This is a genomic window from Actinoplanes sp. NPDC051470 (assembly GCF_040682035.1).
In the GTDB taxonomy this organism is placed as follows: Bacteria; Actinomycetota; Actinomycetes; order Mycobacteriales; family Micromonosporaceae; genus Actinoplanes.
Genome location: NZ_JBFBAA010000044.1, coordinates 43,187 through 63,550, shown reverse-complemented (window position 1 = coordinate 63,550; position 20,364 = coordinate 43,187). Strand labels below are relative to the sequence as shown.

Here is a 20,364-nt window from a genome sequence, read left to right as displayed (position 1 = left end):
CCGCGCGCCGTATCCGTGAGCGCCGCGCTGCCCGGCGCAACGCGCGCCGCATCCGTGAGCGCCGCGCCGCCCGGCGCAACGCGCGCCGTATCCGTGAGCGCCGCGCCGCCCGGCGCACCGCGCGCCGTATCCGTGAGCGCCGCGCTGCCCGGCGCAACGCGCGCCGCATCCGCGGGCGCCCCGCCGCCCGACGCGACGGCGACGAGCAGGACGCAGGCGGCCTTCGTCAATCCCTTGACCATGATCGTCATACCTGCCCAACGAGCGGCCGGGCCGTCGCGCGACGGCGGCGAGGCGGCACGTCGAGGTTCAGGCCGACCCGGCGTGGCTCAGCCGGGCGGCGATCGACGCGGGTGGGCCGCGCAAACGGGCGGACGCGGGTGGGACACGCCATCGGGCCGGGGAACGATGGCGGCCGGTGGTGGTGAGCGTGCGGTTCACGCGGTGACCGGGCGGCGCCGGCCGCCGCGATGGCGATGGGCGTGGTGCTGATTCTGGAACGAGGCGGCGCGCTCAGTCCCAGGCCGCGCCGAGGGTGGTGAGCTGGTCGGCGTACTCGATACGGGTCGCCCAGGCGGCCGGCCAGGCGGCCATGCCCTGTGCGGCGCCGAGGAAGGCGCCGGCCAGGCAGGCGATCGAGTCGGAGTCGCCGGCCGTGGCGGCGCCGCGGGCCAGGGCCGCGACCGGGTCGTCGGCGTGGCGGATGGCGCACAGCAGGGCGGTGGCCAGGGCCTCCTCGGCGATCCAGCCCTCGCCGGTGACGCGGCACGCGTCGTCGCCGTCGTCGGGGCGGCTCAGCGCGAGGTCGAGGCGGTCGAGGGCGTGCAGGCACTCGTCCCAGCCGCGGCTGATGAAGCCGGCCGGCGTCTCGACGCCGGGCTGCTGCCACAGCGGGCCGAGCCACGCCTCCCGGTAGACCTCACGCTGCTCGTGACACCGCTCCCGGAGCAGGGCCGGCAGATCGGGGACGGCGGCGCCGTCGCGGAGGACCCGGATGGTGAACGCGGTCAGTTCGGAGGCGGCCAGCGCGGTCGGGTGCCCGTGGGTCATGGCCGCCTGGAGCTGGGCGACCCCGGCCAGCGCGTCGTCGTCGTAGGCGGCGACCAGCCCGACCGGCGCGACCCGCATGTTGGCGCCGCACCCCTTGGAGCCGGTCACCGTGGCCTCGACCCACGGCTTGCCGAGCGCCAGGTCGCCGCAGGCGCGCAGGCAGGTCATGCCGGGCGCCCGGTTGTTGTCGGGGCTCATCGCCCAGGCCAGGAACTCCTGGCGCAGCAAGGGTTCCAGGGTCTCGGCGGTCGGCGCCGGCGCGGCCAGCAGCGCCCGGCCGACGGCGATCGTCATCTGCGTGTCGTCGGTGACGAGCGCGGGGTCGCCGGTGAGCTCGCGGGGCCCGTCCGGCCCGTACCGCGACCGGATGTCGGCGTAGGTCATGAACTCGGTCGGCTTGCCCAGCGCGTCGCCGTACGCCAGCCCGAACAGACTTCCCGAAGCGCGCCCCGTCACGGGTGTCACATTACGGTGCGGCGGCTCGTCCCCCTTGCATGTATGTCGCCATCACCGTCGTTGTCGCGGTCTTCGCCGGGATCGCCGCCGTCAGTTATCTCGCCGGGCACGCCTATCCGCGGGCGCAGCTGGACATGAAACGGCTGCCGCACTCGTGGATGCCGATGCTGGGCGGGTTGCTCGCGGCCGGGTCGCTCGGGCTGCTCGCCGGGTTGGTCATCCCGGTCCTGGGCGTGGTCGCCGCCGGTGGGCTGGTGCTCTACTTCGCCGGCGCCCTCGTCGCGCATCTGCGGGTGGGCTCGGTCAAGCTGGCCGGCTGGGGGGTGTTCTTCGTCTCGTCCATCGCGGCGCTGGTCGTCAGCCTGGCCCGCTTCTGAGAAGGACAGGCAATAGACTCGCGGACGGTGGACAGGGACGGGTGCGGCTGCGAGGTGTGCGCTGACGTGCGTGGGCCGACGGACGAGACCGCGGCCATCGTGCGGCAGCACGGCTGGTGTGCCCTCCGGGTGGCCGGCGGGGACGTCGAGTTCGCGTACACCGTGGGTTTATGGCATTCGTTCCGGTTGCCGGAGATCGCGATGTTCGGGCTGGACGGCGACGCCATGCAGTCGTGGCTCAACCGGTGTGCCGACATCGTGCGCACCGCCGGCTGGCCGGCCGAGGGCGTGCCGTTCCCGGGCGTCATCGACGAGGTCGAGGTGCAGCTGCGGCCGATCGACGAGTCGTGGCGGGAGGCCTTCTTCGGCACGGCCCGCCAGTTCTACCGGGGCCGCGCGGTGCCGGTGTGGCAGCTGGTCTGGCCGGACGAGACCGGCCGGTGGGCGTGGGACGAGGGGTCGAGCGACGGCTCCCGGGTCCACCAGCCGCGGGCCTGGCTCCCGGTGACCGAGCATCCCGTGGGCCGATGGCGGCTGACGGCCGAGTTCCTGAGTGGCCTCGGCGCCATGCGCCCGCAGTGACGCGAAAGGCCGGCCACGGTGACCGGGCCGGCCCTCCACATCGAAGAACAACTACGGGGTGTACGCCCGGACGGTCGAGCCGCTTGTCGTGTAGAGCCGGCCGCCGGTGGCGATGACGTTGTCGGTCAGCATGCCGTAGGCGGCCCCCGAGACGACCGGCTTGCCGGTGGGCGGGGACAGGATCTGGAGCTTCTTGCCGGACAGCACGTAGAGCAGGCCGCCCGCGCGGATCAGGTTGTTCGGGTTCGGCATGGCCCGGGTCCAGTAGAGCTTGCCGGTCGCGGCGTTGTAGGCGTTGACCCGGTTGGCCGAGGCCACGAAGACCCGCTTGCCGTCCGAGACGAGCGCACCGGACTCCTTCTTCACCGTCCATGCGGCCTTCAGCGTCTTGGCGTCGAAGGCGCCCATGGCCGAGGTGTTGTAGAGGTAGAACTGGTCACCGGCCGGGTTCGCGGCGGCCACGTTCCAGACGCCGCCACCGGCCAGCCCGCCGCCGGTCTTGATGTCGGCCACCTGGACCTGGGGCACGACCATGTCGCGCAGCACGATCCGGCCGTTGGCCGACACCGGGCCGGCCAGGACGTAGTTGATCCGCTGCCACAGGCGCTTGCCGTCGGAGATGCGGAACGCGGTCACGCCGTACTTCTCGCCGTCGCAGATGCCGCAGAAGCCGGACACCACGAAGACGCCGGCGTCGGCGACCGAGCTGGTGATGCTGTAGCCCTGGAGCGCGTCCCAGACCATCTTGCCGGTGTTCGGGTTGATGGCCACCACGTTGGTGTCGTAGTTGCTGTTCGAGAAGCAGTTGACCTCGGTGGCCAGGACCAGGCCGCCGGCCACCGCGATGTGGTTGGCGTCGAGGTAGGCCGGGCCGGCGTTCCACAGCCTCTTGCCGGTCGTGTTGTCGTAGCCGGAGACCGTGCCGTTGTCCAGGAGGAACATCTTCCCGTTCTGGACCAGCGGCGGCTGCGGCTTCGGCTCGCAGCCCTCGGGCAGAAGCGAGGCCTTCACGGTCCAGCGCTGCTCGAGCGTGGCGATGGTCCCGGTGTTGATCACCGATTCGGACGGGTTGTATCCGGTGCGGCCGGGGCCGTAGCCGTCCTGGGTCCACAGGTCGGGACCGGCCGCCTGGGCGGGCGCGGCCGCGGCGAGTGCGGCCAGCACGCACGCGGCAACGAGAGAGTTCCTGAGTCGCATGCGCGAATGAAACCGCACTCCATGCGACAAAAGCCGCGAAAGGGCGAAAACTCAGCCGTTCAGCCGACCGCTTCCAGGCGAGGCGGGGCCAGGCGCACCCGCTGGGAGATCCGCAGCCACACCACGAAGCCCCAGATGACGAACGCGGCGTAGAACGCGTACAGCAGGGCCGAGGGGTAATACCCGAAGTGCAGCAGCTCTGGCACCCCGACCAGATCGACCGCGATCCAGCAGAGCCAGAACTCGACCCAGCCACGGGCCATCGCGTAGGTGGCCAGCATGGACCCGACGAAGATCCAGGAGTCGGCCAGGTAGTACCACCACGGGACCGGGAAGCCGGCGCCGATCGCCCGGAAGGTGAAGAAGCAGGCCACCACCGCGACCAGGGCCACGCCGAGCAGCGCCACCCGCTGCCGGGCGCTCGCCCAGCGCGGGGTGACCGCCACCCCGTCGGCGACCCGCCGGTTCTGCCGCCAGCGCCACCAGCCGTAGACGCTCGCGATCAGGAAGAACACCTGGCGGGAGGCCTGGCCGTAGAGCGGGGTGCCCTGGTCGTTGCCGACCGCCTGGCCCATGAACACGGTGAACAGCAGCACGTTGCCGACGATGCCCACCGGCCAGGCCCAGACCTGGCGCCGGAGCCCGAACAGCGCCGAGCCGAGACCGAACGCGTTGCCGACGATCTCGCGCCAGTAGATCGACTGCGTGTCGGTGACCTGCCAGGTCGCGTGGTAGAAGGCGTCGAGCCAGTCCATGAGCGGAAGTCTGCACCGCGCTCGATCAACCCGCCACGAGTTATCGGCCACACGTCACCTCGACTACCCGCGGCTGACGTTGCCCTAGGCTCCGCAGTGTGTTCGTGACCGATCTGGGCGAGGGGGCGCGGCTGCGCCCCCTCGAGCCGTGGCAGGCTCCGGAGTTCCTGGAGCACATCGACCGCGCCCGCGACTACGTGGACCCGTGGATCCCCTGGACCTCCCGCAGCACCGACCTCGCCTCGGCCCGCGCGGTCCTCCAGCGCTACGCCGACCAGCAGGCCCAGGACAAGGCCCGGCTCTACGGCATCTGGCTGGACGGCACCCTGGTCGGCGGCGTCATGCTGATCAACATCGACGCCGACGGCGGCCAGTTCGACGTGGGCTGCTGGCTCGAGCCGGCCGGCGCCGGACGCGGCCTGGTCACCCGGGCCGCGGCCCGGCTGCTCGACTACGGCTTCACCGAGCGCGGCTGGCACCGGGCGAACTGGAAGTGCCGCCCCGACAACGAGGCGAGCCGCGCGGTCGCCCGGCGCCTGGGCATGCGGCTGGAGGGCACCCTCCGCGAGGACTTCCCGCACCTGGGCCGGCGCCACGACACCGAGATCTGGGCGATCCTGGCGCGCGAGTGGACGTCAACGGCTCAGCTCGCGCGGGAGAAGCGCGGCGCCCGATGAGCTGGCGGGGCAGGGCGGTGGTCGCGGCCGTGGCGGTGCTGACCGGGTTCGCCGGGTCGGCGCTGGCCGTGCGGGTCAGTGGCTACCCGGGACCGCCCGAGCAGGTGGCCGCCGTGGCCGCGGTGTCCTCATCGGTCGGCCGGGCGCCGTCCGCCACCACCGGGCCGACCGTCCACTGTTCCTTCTGGTGCCTCGATCCGGCCGTCCCGGTCGAGGGCGTCGTCTCCTACGATTCGCCGCCGGACCGCACGGACGTGACCACCGTGACCTTCACCTCGCCGGGCCCGTCCGGCCCGCCGGGTACCTCCGGCGCGCTGGACACCAGCCCGCGGGCCGGCCTCACCCTGGCGCTGGCCGACGAGCCCGGCAACGGCGCCGCGTTCTCGGTGATCGTGGCCAAGAGCCTGAGCGTTCCCGCCGTGGTCCTGGCCGTGGCCGGCCTGCTGATCGGCGGCGCGGCCGGCGGTCTGGCCAGCCACCGTCTGCTCCGCCGTCACCGCCGCCACAGCCGCGGCCGCCGGGCGATCACCGAGGTCCTCATCTCGATCACGGCGGCGGCCGCAGCCGGCTACGCGGCCCTGACCGTCATGCTGATCGCCAACAACACGGCCACCGGCCGCTGGCGGCCCACCGACGTGCAGACCGCCGAGTTCATCCTGACCGCGTTCTGGCCCGCGACCCTGGCCGCCGTGGTGGCCGGCGCGCTGGCCGTGCTGTCGGTGCTGGTGCGGGCGCGCCCTACCGGCTAACCCTCGTCCGGCTCGGTGAGGCGCACGGTCACGACCACCCGGCCGCGATCGTCCTGCCGCGCGAGCGCGTGGCCCGCCCGGTCGGCGTCGTCGAGCCGGAGGGTGAGCGGCCCGCCCTCGCCAAGGAAGTTCCGCCACCACGATTTTGCGCCCGGCAGCCGCACGTCGATCGCGACCCCGCCGTCGACCCGCCGATAGGCGACCGGCGTGCTGAACGTCTGGCCCGACCGCCGGCCGGTGTACGAGATGACGGTCATCCGCCGCCGGACCAGCTTCCCGACCCGGGGCGAGGCCTGCCATCGCACCGCGCACGCGTTGAACCGCGCCACGCCACGTTTCACCAGCTCATTCTCGGTACGCATAGGAGGACCGTAGCCCGCCTCACCGCGCGGTGACCGGAAGCGGAACGCGGGTCGGCGAAGTGCTCCACTTCCGTCCGGCGCCGCCGTGAAACCGGCCCGAAACGTAAAAACTTTTATTGACATCAGTCAATGTCTTCCCTTTGATCGTTGAACCTTCCATGATGTCCGAATCGAGGAAGTTTCACCTTCTCTGTGGGGAGACTAGCTTGAAATCGGCTCTCGCCCTGGTCGGCATCACCCTGCTGACCGGCACCAGTCTCGTGGTCACCGCCGCGAGCGCGTCCGCTGCTCCGCCCGCGCCGACACCGCCGTCGCTGCAGGCCGCCGCCGACACCGCCCTCAAGACGCACACCGCGGCCGTCCGTGGGTCCACCAAGGACGCCTACGCCGTCTACAGCAGCAAGACCGACAGCACCGGCCTCGGTGTCACCCGCTACACCCGCACCTACAACGGCCTCCGGGTGTACGGCGGCGACCTGATCATCCGCACCACAAAGGACGGTGGCTTCGCCGGCTCCTCGGTCGGCCTGGCCGCCCCGCTGTCGCTCGACACCTCCCCGGCGTACGCGCAGAGCAAGGCCCGCAAGGCGGCCACCGCCGGCTTCAAGGGCAAGGTGACGTCGACCGGCAAGCCCGAGCTGTTCGTCGACGCGAGCAGCGGCACCGGCCGGCTGGCCTGGGAGACCGTGGTGACGGGCTGGGCGCCGGACGGTCAGACCCCGTCCAAGCTGCACGTCATCGTGGACGCCGGGACCGGCGCGGCGATCGGCTCGTACGACGAGATCGAGCAGGTCGTCGGCAGCGGCACCGGCATCTACACCGGCACCGTGGACGTGGACGCGACGCAGTCCGGTTCGTCGTACTCGCTGGTCGACCCCTCGCACGGCAGCGGCCGTACCTGCGACATGGGTAACCGCACCTCGGGCACCTGCGCCACCTTCACCGACGCCGACAACGTGTGGGGGACCGGCGCCAACAGCGACCGGGCCTCCGCCGCGGTGGACGCGCACTACGGCGCGGCCACGACGTTCGACTACTTCACCAACGTGCACGGCCGCAACGGCATCTTCGGCAACGGCACCGGCGTGCCGTCCCGGGTGCACTACGGCAGCGCGTACGTGAACGCCTTCTGGGACGGCGCCCAGATGACCTACGGCGACGGTGAGGGCAACGCCCGCCCGCTGGTGGCGATCGACGTGGCCGGCCACGAGATGTCCCACGGCGTCACTGAGAACGTGGTGCCGGGCGGCCTGACCTACTCCGGCGAGTCCGGCGGTCTCAACGAGGCCACCAGCGACATCTTCGGCAACATGGTCGAGTTCTACGCGGACAACGCCACCGACCCGGGTGACTACGACATCGGCGAGAAGATCGACATCTTCGGTACGGGCGAGCCGCTGCGCTACATGTACAACCCGACGCTGGACGGCGCCTCGCACAGCTGCTGGTCGACCTCGACCCGCAGCGTCGACGTGCACTACTCCTCGGGTGTGGCCAACCACTTCTTCTTCAACCTGGCCGAGGGTAGCGGCGAGACCGAGTACGGCACCTCACCGCTGTGCGGCGCCGCGTCCCCGGTGACCGGCATCGGCCGGGACAAGGCGGAGAAGATCTGGTTCCGGGCGCTGGACACGTACTTCGTCTCCAACACCGCCTACGTCAACACCACCACCCCGGCCAACACCGCCCGGGCCTACTCGCTCTCCGCGGCGACCGACCTCTACGGCCTGTGCAGCCCCGAGTTCAAGGCCGTGCAGTCGGCGTGGAACTCGGTCAACGTGGCCGGGACCGACAACGACGACTGTGTGGCCAACAACTTCAGCGCCGCCGCCTCGCCGACGTCGCTGTCCGTCGACCCGGGCGACTCGGCCACCACCACGCTGAGCACCACGGTGGTCGCCGGTGAGGCCGAGGAGGTCACCTTCTCGGCGACCGGGCTGCCGGCCGGCGTCTCGGTGGCGTTCGACCCGGCGTCGGTCACGGCGGGCGGCGAGACCACGGCCACGATCAGCACGACGGACGCGGTCGGCTCGGGCAGCTACCCGCTCACGCTGGTCGCCACGTCGCCGTCGGTCGCGCGTACGGTCACGGTGACCTTGACCGTGAACGGTCTGCCCGGCTGCGACAGCAGCACGGTGGCCAACCTGCCGATCGGCGACAACACCACGATCGAGAGCACAATCGTGATCAGCGGCTGCGAGGCCACGCCGTCGACGGTGAGCACGGTGACCGTGGACATCGACCACACCTGGATCGGTGACCTCGTCGTCTCCCTGATCGCGCCCGACGGCACCGCCTACGTCCTGCACAACCGTGAGGGCGGCAGCGCCGACAACATCAAGAAGACGTTCCCGCCGGTCAACCTGAGCGGCGAGACCGCGAACGGCGCCTGGAAGCTGCGGGTGCAGGACGCTGCGGCTCAGGACACCGGCAAGCTCAACAGCTGGGGCCTGACGCTCTGACGTGAGACAGCCGGGCCTGACGCTCTGATGCGAGACAGGCGGCCCTGACGTTCTGACGTGAGACAGCAGGGCCTGACGCTCTGACCCGAGCCGGTGCACCCGCCCCTGACGCTAGGGGCGGGTGTACCGGTGTTTGACACCCGCCGGGAACCACGAGGGGCCATCGGCCGGCCGCAGCTCGACCTCGGGCGTAGGCCGGCACCTGTCGGGCCGCGGACCGAAACAGGGCGAGGACGTCCATCAGTGGTATTTGAGCTCGCCCGCGCGGATCTCGGCGGCGACCGTGTTCTCCGGCGGCGCCAGGGGACAGAGCCACTGGTCGTCGTACGCGCAGCTCGGGTTGTAGAGGTAGTTGAAGTCGAGCCGGACGCGGTCGGCGGCGAGCGGGACCACCCCGCGGCCGTGCGTGCCCTTGACCGTGTCGGTCAGATAGCGGCCGCCGCCGTACGACGACGGGCCGCACGTGGCGTCGCGGACCGGGAGGAACAGGCCGCCGCCGTAGGCCGCGTACCACCACAGCGACAGCTCGCCGAACGGTGTGTCGAGGATGCCGACGCGGGTGTAGCGGCACACGCCGTCGGGGCCGCCGGTGTCGATCTCGATCTCGCCGTCGGCCGGCTTGACGACCGCCTCGACGACGGCCTCATCGCTGGGCGGGAAGTAGGGCAGACCGTCGAACGCCGACCCACGCGGGATGGGGGACTGCGGGTGGTCGCGGAACAGCGCGTCGCGGGCCGCCCGCCAGCCGAGGACGTCGGTGTCGGCCAGGTACATGCTCGCGACGGCGGCCCGGAAGCCGGCCAGATCCAAAGCGTCCATCCGAACCAGGCTAGCTGCCCGGGTACGCCCGCAGCAGGGTTTGCCGCACCTCGTTGCCGCGGCCGTCGGCCGACGTGGTCCGCAGTGACACCGCGGCGCCGGCCGGGGGTTTGAGGTAGGCCACCCCGCGGTCGCCGACCCGGGTGTAGAACGGCCGCCGCCACGTCGCGCCGTCGTCGTACGAGACGTCCAGCCGGAACGTCGCCGGGAGCGGCGTGGTGAAGGCGAGCGCGCCGCCCGCCCGCTTCTCGAAGCGCACCGGCCCGGCCCGCAGCGGCGCCTCGGTGGACCGGAACGACCACTCGCTCCCCCCGGCCGTCCAGCGCGCGGTCGCGACGGCGGGGCCGGGTGTGGCCGTGAAGATCTGCGCGGAACTCGCCGTCTGCACGCCCAGCGCGAGGTCGGCGAGCGTGACCGCGGCCTCGGCCGGGGTGGCGTCGGGCCGCGGCGGTGGCATCGCGGCGGTCCGGCCCGCGCGGGCGTCCAGCGTCACGTGGCCGGTCGAGGCGGCGGTTACCGTCACGCCGCTGCGGCGCAGCAGCGTCACCGTGCCGTCCGCCTCGGCGATGGCCGCGTCGATCCGCCAGCGGCCGGGCGGCACCGCGACGATCCCGCCCCGGGACAGGTCGACGAACCGGGCGCCGTCCGACGCCCCGGCCAGCACCCGACGCGTCGCGACGCCGCCGCGGTCCCGGAAGTCGACCGCGAGGGCGGCCGTGGCGGCAGGGGGCGGGACGGGGAACGCGGGGGACGGGACCGTGGCCGTGGCGATCGCCTTGGCCACGTCGAGCCGGCCCACCCCGCCGCGCAGGGGCGTGGCCGAGCCGATCAGCGCCGCCTTGATCTGCCCCGGCGCCCACTCCGGATGTTGTTGCGCGAGGATCGCGGCGGCGCCGGCCACGTGCGGCGCGGCCGCCGAGGTGCCGCTGAGAGTGGAGTACGCCGACCCGGGCAGCGCCGAGTCGCCGGACCGGGCGGCGGTGATGTCGACACCCGGCGCCACCAGGTCGGTCCGGCCCTCGGCCGCGCGCACGAGTTCATCGTCCTCGGTGGACGCGCCGACCGACACCGCGGACGGCGCCGACGCCGGCGACAGGACCCGTCCCTCGTTGCCGGCCGCGGCGACGAACAGCGCGCCGTACGCCGAGGTGAGCTTCTCGACCGCCTCCTCGAGCAGGTCGGCGCCCGGCGTGTCGGGCTCGCCGAGGCTGAGGTTGACCACCTTGGCGCCGCGGTCGCGCACCGCCCAGGACATGCCGTCGAGGATCGCCGACTCGGGACAGCCGCCCGCCGAGCACACCGTCGCGCTGTAGAGACGCGCGTCCGGCGCCATGCCCCGGTACCGGCCCGCCGACGCCGCGCCGGACCCGGCGAGGATCGACGCGACGTGGGTGCCGTGGCCGGACCGGTCGACCGTGCCGTCGCCCCTCGTGCCGGTGAAGTCGGCCGTCTCGGCCACCACGCCGGCCAGGTCGGGGTGGTCCACGTCGACGCCGGTGTCGAGCACGGCCACCCGGACGCCACCGCCGGTCAGTCCCTCGGCCCAGGCGGCGGGCGCGCCGACCAGCGGGATGCTCACGTCGCTCTGTGGCTCGGCCAGCGCGTCCAGCCACACCTTGCGATAGCTGACCGTGCCACGGACCAGGGCCGACCACAGCGCGGCCTTCTGCGCGTGCGGTACGCGTACCGCGGAACCGTCGAGCGCGGCCAGCTCGCGGGCCGGCGCCCCGGCGAAATCCGGGCCCATCGCGGCGCGGCCGGAATAGGTCACGATCAGCGGCAGGTCGGCCCGGCGGTCGTCGTAGCCGGCCGCCAGCAGCCCGGTGACGTCGAACAGCCGCGGGTCGAGCCGGTCGTCGTTCAGCAACGGCAGCGCGTCGACCGGCAGCACCGAGAGGCGCCCGTCGACATAGCGGGACAGCAGCGCGACGCCGGACCGGGCGCCGCCCGCGACCCGGCCGGCCGTACGCCCGTCGGACGCCACCCGCACCTGGTCACCGCTGATCAGCGTGACCACGCGGGCCTCGGCCGCGGCCGGTTCGGGAGCGGGGGACGGCGCGGCCAGCAGGCCCGCCACGAGGACGCTCAGCACCGCGAAACCGGCCTGCACGTTCACCTCGCTCCGGTTGCCGCGACGTCCACGGTCGATTGACGACGGTGAGTCTACGCGGTGTAACTATGGGCTTCGGAAGCCTTGACGCTAGCCCAGATGCGCCCGCCCGGCGCCAGCCCGAGTTCGACCGCCGCGGCCGGGGTCACGTCGGCCGCCACGGGCACCGGTCCGGTCAGCTCGATCCGCAGGCTGTCACCGTGTCGCGCGATCGCCGCGACCTCGGCCGGCCAGGTGTTCCGCGGGCTGCCCGCGGGCCGTTCCCGGTACAGCGCCACCGCGGACGGCGGGAACGCCACGAACACGTCGCCCTCCTGCGGGTCCCGCGTCGTCAGATCAAAATCGTCGGCTACGCGTACGGAGTGTCCGTGCGCCACGCCCCGGTACAGGTTGAGCCCGACCAGCCGGGCCACGTAATCGGTCCGCGGCCGGCTGGTGATCGCCGCCGCGTCCCCGACCTGCACCACCGCGCCGTCCTCGACGATCACCAGCCGGTCGGCCAGCATCATGGCGTCCAGCGGGTCGTGGGTCACCAGCACCGTGGCGCCGGGATGGGCCGCCAGCCGGGTCCGCAGGTGGGCGCGGGTGTCCACCCGGGTGCGCGCGTCCAGGGCGGCGAGCGGCTCGTCGAGCAGCAGCAGGCGTGGCTCGGTGGCCAGGGCGCGGGCCAGCGCCACCCGCTGCGCCTGGCCGCCGGAGAGCTGGCGCGGCTTCTTCCGGGCATGCTCGGCCAGCCCGACCCGGGTCAGCCAGTCCAGCGCGGCCGTCCGCGCCTCGGCCTTGGCCACGCCCCGGCAGCGCGGGCCGAACGCCACGTTCTCGAGCGCGCTCAGGTGGGGGAAAAGCAGATAGTCCTGGAACACCACGCCGATCCGGCGGTGCTCCGGCGGCGCGTCGTCGAGCCGTTGACCGTCCAGCGTCACGTGACCACCGGTCTTCTCCAGCCCGGCCAGCGCCCGCAGCGCGGTGGTTTTGCCGGCGCCGTTCGGCCCCAGCAGCGCCACCACCTCACCCGGCTCGGCCGTGAGGGTCAGGTCGAGCGTGAAGCCCGGCCGGCGCACGACCAGATGCGCATCCAGGCTCACGTGGTCAGCCACCGATCGCGCAGCGCCGCCAGGATGACCACCGAGACCACGAGCAGCACCAGGCTGAGCACGATGGCCGCGTCGATGTCCTGTTCCAGGGCGAGATAGACGGCCAGCGGCATGGTCTGGGTGCGGCCCGGGAAGTTCCCGGCGAAGGTGATCGTGGCGCCGAACTCGCCCAGCGCCCGGGCCCAGCAGAGCACCGCGCCGGCCGCCACCCCCGGCGCGATCAGCGGCAGCGTCACGCGGCGGAACGCGGTCCACCGGCCCGCCCCCAACGTCGCCGCCGCCTCCTCGTACCGGGCATCGGCCGCGCGCAGCGCCCCCTCGACCGAGATGATCAGGAACGGCATGGCCACGAACGCTTCGGCCAGCACCACCCCGGCCGTCGTGAACGGCAGGCTCACCCCGAACGTGTCGTCCAGCCACGACCCGAGCAGCCCGCGCCGGCCGAACACCAGCAGCAGCGCGACGCCGCCGACCACCGGCGGCAGCACCAGCGGCACGGTGACCAGCGCCCGCACGAACCGCAGGGCGGGCAGCTCGCTGCGGGCCAGCACCCAGGCCAGCGGCACGCCGAGCACCAGGCACACCGCGGTGGCCAGCGTCGCGGTCAGCAACGACAGCCGCAGCGCGGCCAGCACGCCCGGCTCGGTCAGCCGCTGCGGCAGCGTCGTCCAGGGCGCCCGGACCAGCAGCCCGAGCAGCGGCAGGACGAGGAACGCCAGCCCGAGCAGCGCGGGCAGCGCGAGGGCCAGGGGAGCACGCCGTTTCAGGGCGTCTGGAACCCCGCGCCGGCGAGCACCTGCTGAGCGGGCTCGGACTGGACATAGGCCACGAACACCGCGGCCGCGGCCGGGTTGCTCGCGTTCTTCAGGGCGACGATCGGGTAGTCGTTGATCGCCTGCGCCGACTCCGGGAACTCCACCCCGTCGACGTCGGCGGCCGCCGCCTTCGCGTCGGTGCGGTAGACCAGCGCCGCGTCCACCTCGCCCAGCTTGACCTTGGACAGCGCCGCCTTGACATCCTGCTCCAGCGTCACCGGGGTGACCTTGACGTTCGCCGCGGCCAGCGCCTTCTCCGCGGCGGCGCCACAGGGCACCTGCTCGGCGCACAGCGCCACCTTCAGCTCCGGCTTGGCCAGCGTGGCCAGCGAGGTCAGGCCCTTCGGGTTGCCCTTGGCGGTGGCGATCACCAGCTGATTCCTGACGAAGGTGACCGGTTGGCCCGCGCCGTCGCCGGCCTCGGTCACGGTCTTCATCGTCGCCGGGCTGGCCGAGGCGAAGACGTCGGCCGGGGCGCCCGAGGTGATCTGCTGGGCCAGGGCCGAACTTCCGGCGTACGAAAAAGTGACCTTGACCCCGGGGTTGGCTCTCTCGAAGTCCTGGCCGATCCGGGTGAACGACTCGGTCAGCGAGGCCGCCGCGAGCACGGTCAGCGGGCCGGTGGCGCCGCTGCTGCCCCGCGGACCCGGTGGGGTCGCTCCGGCCTGGTTCGAATCCGGCGAACCGCAGCCGGTGAGCATGAGCAGACCCGCCAGGGCGACGATCCGCTTCTTCATGAGCTGTCCCCTCGTTCCACCACGACCGTGGTCGACTTGATCACCGCGGTCGCCCGCGAGCCGACCTCGAGCCCGAGCTCGTCGACCGCCTCCCGGCTCATCAGCGACACCACGCGATGGGGGCCCGCCTGGATGTCCACCTGGGCCATCACAGTGTCGCGGGCGATCGCCGTGACGATGCCGGGCAGCCGGTTACGCGCCGAGGACCGGCTCGTGCCGGAATCGGGCTGGTCGGCCAGCGACCGCGCGAACGCCGCCAGATCGGCGCCGGCGATCTCACGGTGCCCCTGCCCGTCGCGAGCCGCGCCGAGCCGCCCCGCGTCGATCCACCGGCGCACCGTGTCCGGACTGACACCGAGAAGTTCGGCCGCCTCACCGATGCGATACGTCGTCATAAGGTCACCTTACGGTCGCATCTGCCACCAGGACAGGCCTCCGCCACTCGCATCTGCCGGAATCCTCGTCGAGGAAATTCGGTGCCGCCCGGCGTGGTAATTCGAGACCCGGAAAGGGTAGGAACGAGTCATGCCCGTCAGAGACGACCGTCTGGAGTTGGCGGAGCCCGCCCGGAACCTCGCATCCCACCCCCTGGTCCGGCTGCGAGCCGCCGTGCCACCCCCGTCCGACCAGGCCGATCTGCCCCGATACCTGCGCGCCACCGCGGCCCGCGCCGACGCCGACGAGCTCGAGATGGCGTTGCGCAACTGCGGGGTGGCGATCGACGCCGCCGGCCGCTGGCGGTCCGGCCCCGCCCTGGCCGCGGCCTACTCCCTGCGCGCCTCGGTCGGCCGCCGCATGGGCCGGCTGTCCGGCGCCGAACGCGACGGCGAACTGGCCGCCCGCATGCTGAGCGACGACCCGTGGGACGACCCGGCCGTGCTGCTGCGCGCCCGCCGCGTCTCGACCCGCCTCGACGCCGGCGACGTCCCCGGCGCCGAGAAGCTGCTGATCGGCTTCCGCGGCGAGCTCTCCGACACCCCGAGCATGCTCGCGCTCCGCTACGCCCGTGGCCGCTTCTACGCCTGCGCCGGCCACGTCGGCGAGGCGCTGGCCGACCTCTTCGCCTGCGGTGAACGCCTCGCCGCCCGGCAGGCCGACCGCCCCGCCGTGCTGCCCTGGCGGTCGGCGGCGGCCGCGGCCCTGGTGGCGACCGGCGCCACTGAGGCGGCCGCCCGGCTGGTCGCGGCCGAGGTGGGCCTGGCCCGGCGAACCGGCCCGGCGTCGGCGCTCGGCCGCGCCCTGCGCGTCGAGGGAACCGTGCCGGGCGGCCCGGGGATCGGCGCGCTCGACGAGGCGGTCAAGGTTTTGCAGCGCTCACCCCGCCGCTTCGAGTACGCCCAGGCGCTCGTCGATCTGGGCACCGCTTTGAACACGGCCCGCCGCCGGCCCCAAGCCCGCCGGGTTCTGCGCGAAGGTCTCCAGATCGCGACCGAGTGTGGGTCCCCGGCGCTGGCTGCCCGGGCCCAGGCCGCCTACGTCGCCGCCGGCGGCAAGCAACGGCCGATCCCGGAACAGCGCCGCTGAGGCCCTTGCGCTGAGCCGGCCGCGCGCGCGGGGACGGGTTTCCGAGTGCTCGCGCCATGCGGGTGGTGGGGCTGGGTGTCCATGCGGGCGGGTTGCCCGCTCACCCTCGCTGCCGCCGCTCGCGATGGGCGGTGGTGGGGCTGGGTGTCCATGCGGGCGAGCTGCCCACTTGCCCTCGCTGCCGCCGCTCGCGGTGGCGGCCGGAGCGAGCAGTGGTAGGACCGTGCGGTATCCAGGCTTGCGATGCCGCTTTGCGCTACCACGGTTCGCGGCAGTGGTAGGTCCGTGCGGTGTTTTGGCTGGGATGCCGCTTTGCGCTACCACCGTTCGTGACAGTGGTAGCGCAGGGCGGTATCCGGTGCGGCGACGGCCGCGAGGGTGAGTGGGCAGCCTGGACGCCTGGCGCACCCGGCCTTGCCATCGCCCGGCGAGAGCTGCCCGGCGAGAGCTGCCCGGGAAGGGCGGCCTGGCTAGCGCCGGCGCAGGCCTCGGGCCGGTTGGCGGGGCGTCACGGGGTGGGTGCGTTGGCGGGTAGGGGTGGGACGGCGAAGAGGCGTTCGCCGAAGGCTCGGTAGCGGTGCAGGGCCCAGAACAGCCAGCCGAGGCTGATCACGGCGAGGATCGCGAAGGTGACGGCGCCGGAGAAGGTGTCCCACAGGGTGTGCAGGATGACCGCGCCGAGGAAGGTGAGCGCGAACTCCAGGAAGCGTTTGCCCGACGGGGAAGCCAGCAGGGCCCACAGGGCGCCGGCGGTCAGGCCGGTCCACGCGGTGTGCCCGGCCGGCGCGGTCAGGCCCCGGATGAAGAGTGTCTGCTCGACCGAGCCGATGTTGCCCTGGGAGGACAGGAGCGCGGTGAAGGCGTACCCCATCGTCTCGAGCGCGGCGAAACCCATGCCGGCCGCCACCCCGATGATCAGGCCGTCGGAGGGCAGCCGGCGCTGGTGCCGGGCGAGCACGGTGAACAGGAGGACGACCGGGACGATCAGCTTGGCGCTCTCCTCGATCAGGGCGACGAACAGCATCGGCAGGGCGCCCAGGTCGTGGAGCGTGTGGTATTCGAGCGATCCGGCCACCACGATGCCGATCACGCCGCCGAAGAAACCGGACACCACGAGCGCGGACGCGGGCACCTGCCAGTGCCCCGTGCGGGCCTGGGCGAAGGTGAGGAACGCCAGCGGCACCACCGTCGCGCCGAGCAGGATCAGGGCCGGCACGAAGTTGGGGTTCTGCGTGCCGACCAGCGTGCGCAGCACGACGAAGTAGAGAACCAGACCGACCACGAGCACACCGAGCCACGCCCACCGGCGCCAACGATCACGCATGCCCGTAGTCTCTGCCACCCGACCGGAAGAGGACAAGGAAGCGAGCGTCAGGATCGCTTCGCTCGGCCCGGCCGCGGATTACCTCAGTGGGCGACAGCCACGGCGGGCTCGTCCTCGTCGACGGCGATCTGCCACGGCCGGGCCACCAGGACCAGGACCACGTTCGCGGCCAGCATGCCGCCGGCGATGACCACGGCCATGCCGGTCGCGCCGGTGCCGAGGACGCCGACCAGCGGCGCCGCCAGCGCGCCGACGCCGAACTGGACCGCGCCGAGCAGGGCCGCCGCGGTGCCGGCGGTCTCGCCGTGCCGGGACAGCGCCAGCGCGGGCGCGTTGGGCAGGGCCAGGCCGGCCGAGGCGAGCACCACCCAGAGCGGGATCAGCAGGCCGACCAGGCCACCGAAGCCGGTCGAGGCGAACAGCAGCAGGACCACCCCGGCCACCGCGCCGACGACCAGCGCCGAGCTGAGCACGCGGGCGGGGCTCCAGCGCTTGAGCAGGATCGGGTTGGCCTGGGTGGCGGCGATCAGGCCGATCGCCCCGGCGCCGAAGACGAAGCCGAACTGCTGCTCGCTCAGGCCGTACTGGCCCTGGAAGACGAACGAGGAGCCGGAGACGTACGCGAACATCGCCGCCATGGCCAGGCCGGCGACCAGGATCAGCCCGATGTAGGACCGGTCGGCGAACAGCCGCCCGTAGTCGCGGAGCGTGCCCGCCACGCCGCCGCTGCGCCGGTTCTCCACCGCCAGGGTCTCGGGCAGCGCCAGCGCGGCCACCGTGATGATGCCGATGCCGTACACCGCCAGCACGACGAAGACGCCGCGCCACGAGGTCCAGGTCAGGGTGATGCTGCCCAGCGTGGGGGCGAGGATCGGCGCCGCGCCCATCACCAGCATCAGCCGGGAGATCAGCGTCGCCGCGGCGTACCCGGTGAACAGGTCGCGCACGATGGCCATCGCCACCACCATCGAGGCGGCCGCGCCGAGGCCCTGCAGGACCCGCAGCGTGCCGAGCATGGCGAGGTTCGGGGCGATCACGCACAGCACGGAGGCCAGCACGTGCACGGCGACACCGGCGAGCAGCGGGGTACGCCGGCCGAACTTGTCGGACAGCGGCCCGATCACGAGTTGCCCGAGCGCGAGGCCGAGCAGCGTGCCGGTGAGGGTGAGCTGCACCTGGGCCGCGGTGGCGCTCAGGTCGTCGGTGATCGACGGCAGCGAGGGCAGGTACATGTCGATGGTGAGCGGGCCGATCGCGATCAGCGCGCCCAGCACCAGCACGAGCTTGATGCGCTGGCGGGTGGTCATCCGCTCGCCAGGGGTCAGGTCGGGCGCGGGTGGCGCCTGCTCCGGGGCCAGGGTCATCGTCTCGTTCCGTCCGTCGCGGTGCATGTTTGACACGTTGACGAACAAGTCTCCGGGCTATCGGACAATTCCAAGAAATGATTTTTCGTGCTGCCCGTCACACCGTCGGAAAATCGCACATTACGTACAGGTAAAAAGCCCGGCGCGTCAAGCGACATTCCACGGAATGAAGCGACGCGCCGGGCTGTCCATGTCGTGCTCAGAAGGCCGTGAGCTCGATTCCCGCGGTCCGTGGGTCGCCCGAGTGCACCAGGGACTCCTGGTTCTGCACATCGTCGAAGGCGAAGCCGTACGCCTTACCGTCGACCATGTTCTGGTGAATTACCCGGGAGTAGTGATTGGTGAGTGACCCGTGGTAGAAGTCGGCCGCCGTACCCCCGGGCTGATTGTCGATCGTGCCGAGCGTCGACCGGTGCAGGGCCGCGCACAGGGTCCGTGCGATCGGGCCGACCACCTGGTCGTTCGGGGCGCCCAGGGCGCCGTCGCAGCCCCAGACGTTGCTGGTGCTGGGCCGGGTGAACGAGGCCACCGTGCGGCCCGACCCGTCGGTGAAGTTCATGACGTTCCCGGCGGTACGCCCGGAGTACTTCACCTCCGGCCGGTCACCGAACGGCGTCACGGTCAGCGTCCGGCTCGCGTACGCGTTCCAGGCCGAGGCGATGTACGGGTCCAGGTAGGTGGCCGAGAACTGCCCGGCGTCGGCCGCCTTGCCCGGCGCCAGCACCCGCAGCACCGTCCCGTCCGAGCGGGTCACCACGGTCTTCTCGAAGCCCGGCTGCGCCTTGATCGCGTCGATCACCCGCTGCCGGCCGCCCGGCTTGAGCTCGCCGGTCCGGATCGTCTTCCCGTCGCCACCCCGCACGCTGACCACGTGCGGCACCGCGAACATGTCGACCTGTGAGCTGTTCAGGAACAGGCCGCCGTCGTTCAGGGTGAACTCGGACCAGTCGAACAGGATGTCGCGGTTGGGGTCGCCGCCGGCCCACGGCGCGGGCTGCACCAGGCCGTCGGTGCTGAGCCGGAAGTCCAGCTTCTGGCCGAGCGACATGTAGAGCCGGCCGGAGAGACCCTTCGGGATCTTGATGGTGGTCGCGCCGCCGTTGCCCGGTCCGGCGATGGCGACATCAGGCGCGGGTACGGGTACGGGCTGGCCGCCGGTCCAGTTGTGGAAGGCGCCGGCCGAGTCGACGTAGCCGAGCTTGCCGGTGTTCAGGTTGGTGCCGAGCACGTACAGGAACACCTGCTCGCCGCGGCCGGTCTTGTTGGTGACCGTGAGCGGCAGCACGTTCGAGGCCGCGGGCGGCGGCTGGTCCTCGGTCGGAGCGGTCGTGGGCGGCGTGGCCGGGGGCTTGGTGGGCGCGGTCGCGCTCGGCGACGGCGCGGGCGGCGGCGCGGGCGCGGTCGTGGTCGGGACCGGCGCGGTCGCCCCGCCGGCGCACGGCGCGCCGTTCAGGGTGCAGTTCACCGGCTTGGCGCCGGAGCCGACGAAGCCGAAGGTCACCTTCGTGCCGGTCGGCACCGCGCCGTTCCAGGCCCGGTTCGTGAACGTGCGGTGCGCGCCGCTCACGGCCATGTCGGCCTCCCAGAAACTGCCGATCGCCGCGCCCGCGGGGAGGTCGAACTCGACCTTCCAGCCGGACATCGCGGCGCCGGAGTTGTCGATGACGACCTCGGTCTGCCAACCGGAACCCCAGTCGGAGACGGTCTTGACGGTGGCCGTGGCGGAGGCGGCCGAAGCGGGCAGGGCGATCCAGGCGGTGCCCGCGGCCGCGGCGACCGCGGCGACGGTGAGCAGGGTTGTTCTCAAGCGGCGCATGGCCATGGATTGTCCGAGAGAACGCTCTCTCGGCCCTTAAAGGAACATTAAAGAAGGTTGAAAGAGAGCCGAGGCCCGCCCCGACGGGCGAGCC

The 20,364-nt window shown here is 72.6% G+C and carries 20 protein-coding genes; 6 read left to right on the top strand and 14 right to left on the bottom strand.

Annotated features, from left to right (window positions below; genetic code table 11):
- On the bottom strand, positions 1-251 hold a 251-nt coding region (locus AB0M54_RS43720), incomplete at its 3' end, for a hypothetical protein (RefSeq protein ID WP_364478472.1).
- A 262-nt stretch (positions 252-513) separates the two neighbouring features.
- A complete protein-coding gene (locus AB0M54_RS43715) occupies positions 514-1,515 on the bottom strand; it encodes an ADP-ribosylglycohydrolase family protein (protein ID WP_364316516.1) in 1,002 nt (333 codons plus the stop codon).
- A 29-nt stretch (positions 1,516-1,544) separates the two neighbouring features.
- Between AB0M54_RS43715 and AB0M54_RS43710 the strand changes: the two genes are divergently transcribed.
- Positions 1,545-1,883, top strand: coding sequence for a DoxX family protein (locus AB0M54_RS43710; RefSeq protein ID WP_364478470.1), 339 nt, complete (start codon positions 1,545-1,547; stop codon positions 1,881-1,883).
- Between the two features lie 66 nt (positions 1,884-1,949).
- Positions 1,950-2,465, top strand: a complete 516-nt coding sequence (locus AB0M54_RS43705; RefSeq protein ID WP_364316521.1) for a DUF4262 domain-containing protein — start codon at positions 1,950-1,952, stop codon at positions 2,463-2,465.
- 51 nt (positions 2,466-2,516) lie between these two features.
- Here the strand turns inward: AB0M54_RS43705 and AB0M54_RS43700 are convergent, their stop codons facing one another.
- Both AB0M54_RS43700 and AB0M54_RS43695 read right to left on the bottom strand, forming a co-directional pair.
- Positions 2,517-3,662, bottom strand: coding sequence for a PQQ-binding-like beta-propeller repeat protein (locus AB0M54_RS43700; RefSeq protein ID WP_364316523.1), 1,146 nt, complete (start codon positions 3,660-3,662; stop codon positions 2,517-2,519).
- A gap of 59 nt (positions 3,663-3,721) precedes the next feature.
- Positions 3,722-4,417 carry a nicotinamide mononucleotide transporter family protein gene (locus tag AB0M54_RS43695; protein WP_364316526.1) on the bottom strand — a complete coding sequence of 232 codons (696 nt, stop codon included), beginning with the start codon at positions 4,415-4,417 and terminating at the stop codon, positions 3,722-3,724.
- Between the two features lie 98 nt (positions 4,418-4,515).
- Here AB0M54_RS43695 and AB0M54_RS43690 point away from each other — a divergent pair, with 98 nt between their 5' ends.
- A complete protein-coding gene (locus tag AB0M54_RS43690) occupies positions 4,516-5,094 on the top strand; it encodes a GNAT family protein (RefSeq protein WP_364316528.1) in 579 nt (192 codons plus the stop codon).
- Positions 5,091-5,843 carry a hypothetical protein gene (locus AB0M54_RS43685; protein WP_364316531.1) on the top strand — a complete coding sequence of 251 codons (753 nt, stop codon included), beginning with the start codon at positions 5,091-5,093 and terminating at the stop codon, positions 5,841-5,843. The genes AB0M54_RS43690 and AB0M54_RS43685 overlap by 4 nt, the downstream gene beginning before the upstream one ends.
- On the opposite strand, the gene AB0M54_RS43680 is transcribed toward AB0M54_RS43685, so the two are convergent.
- A complete protein-coding gene (locus AB0M54_RS43680) occupies positions 5,840-6,205 on the bottom strand; it encodes a hypothetical protein (RefSeq protein WP_364316534.1) in 366 nt (121 codons plus the stop codon). The genes AB0M54_RS43685 and AB0M54_RS43680 overlap by 4 nt on opposite strands.
- A 206-nt stretch (positions 6,206-6,411) precedes the next feature.
- Here AB0M54_RS43680 and AB0M54_RS43675 point away from each other — a divergent pair, with 206 nt between their 5' ends.
- Complete coding sequence (locus AB0M54_RS43675) at positions 6,412-8,667, top strand: M4 family metallopeptidase (protein ID WP_364478467.1); 2,256 nt, start codon at positions 6,412-6,414, stop codon at positions 8,665-8,667.
- A gap of 240 nt (positions 8,668-8,907) precedes the next feature.
- Here the strand turns inward: AB0M54_RS43675 and AB0M54_RS43670 are convergent, their stop codons facing one another.
- The 6 genes from AB0M54_RS43670 to AB0M54_RS43645 are packed head-to-tail and all read right to left on the bottom strand — an operon-like array spanning position 8,908 to position 14,637.
- The gene (locus AB0M54_RS43670) at positions 8,908-9,486 is read right to left on the bottom strand and encodes a DUF1684 domain-containing protein (RefSeq protein ID WP_364316538.1); all 579 of its coding nucleotides are present in this window, start codon (positions 9,484-9,486) and stop codon (positions 8,908-8,910) included.
- Positions 9,487-9,496: 10 nt separating this feature from the next.
- A complete protein-coding gene (locus AB0M54_RS43665) occupies positions 9,497-11,596 on the bottom strand; it encodes a S8 family serine peptidase (protein WP_364478464.1) in 2,100 nt (699 codons plus the stop codon).
- 53 nt (positions 11,597-11,649) lie between these two features.
- Entirely contained in the window at positions 11,650-12,693 is a 1,044-nt protein-coding gene (locus tag AB0M54_RS43660) for an ABC transporter ATP-binding protein (protein ID WP_364316542.1), read from the bottom strand.
- Positions 12,678-13,457: an ABC transporter permease gene (locus AB0M54_RS43655; protein ID WP_364317162.1), complete on the bottom strand. Its 780-nt coding sequence runs from the start codon at positions 13,455-13,457 to the stop codon at positions 12,678-12,680. Before AB0M54_RS43655 ends, AB0M54_RS43660 begins: the two co-directional genes overlap by 16 nt.
- Positions 13,454-14,242 (bottom strand): molybdate ABC transporter substrate-binding protein, encoded by a 789-nt coding sequence (modA, locus tag AB0M54_RS43650; RefSeq protein WP_364316545.1) that lies wholly within the window; start codon positions 14,240-14,242, stop codon positions 13,454-13,456. Before modA ends, AB0M54_RS43655 begins: the two co-directional genes overlap by 4 nt.
- A complete protein-coding gene (locus AB0M54_RS43645) occupies positions 14,239-14,637 on the bottom strand; it encodes a TOBE domain-containing protein (protein ID WP_364478461.1) in 399 nt (132 codons plus the stop codon). The genes modA and AB0M54_RS43645 overlap by 4 nt, the downstream gene beginning before the upstream one ends.
- 130 nt (positions 14,638-14,767) lie before the next feature.
- On the opposite strand from AB0M54_RS43645, the gene AB0M54_RS43640 reads away from it, so the two are divergent.
- Positions 14,768-15,766: a hypothetical protein gene (locus AB0M54_RS43640; RefSeq protein ID WP_364316550.1), complete on the top strand. Its 999-nt coding sequence runs from the start codon at positions 14,768-14,770 to the stop codon at positions 15,764-15,766.
- A gap of 508 nt (positions 15,767-16,274) precedes the next feature.
- Here AB0M54_RS43640 and AB0M54_RS43635 read toward each other — a convergent pair.
- The 3 genes from AB0M54_RS43635 to AB0M54_RS43625 form a co-directional block, all read right to left on the bottom strand.
- A complete protein-coding gene (locus AB0M54_RS43635) occupies positions 16,275-17,090 on the bottom strand; it encodes a PrsW family intramembrane metalloprotease (protein ID WP_364316553.1) in 816 nt (271 codons plus the stop codon).
- An 83-nt stretch (positions 17,091-17,173) separates the two neighbouring features.
- The gene (locus AB0M54_RS43630; RefSeq protein ID WP_364478458.1) at positions 17,174-18,481 is read right to left on the bottom strand and encodes a multidrug effflux MFS transporter; all 1,308 of its coding nucleotides are present in this window, start codon (positions 18,479-18,481) and stop codon (positions 17,174-17,176) included.
- 172 nt (positions 18,482-18,653) lie between these two features.
- Entirely contained in the window at positions 18,654-20,270 is a 1,617-nt protein-coding gene (locus AB0M54_RS43625) for a beta-1,3-glucanase family protein (protein WP_364316559.1), read from the bottom strand.
- Positions 20,271-20,364: the final 94 nt, after the last annotated feature.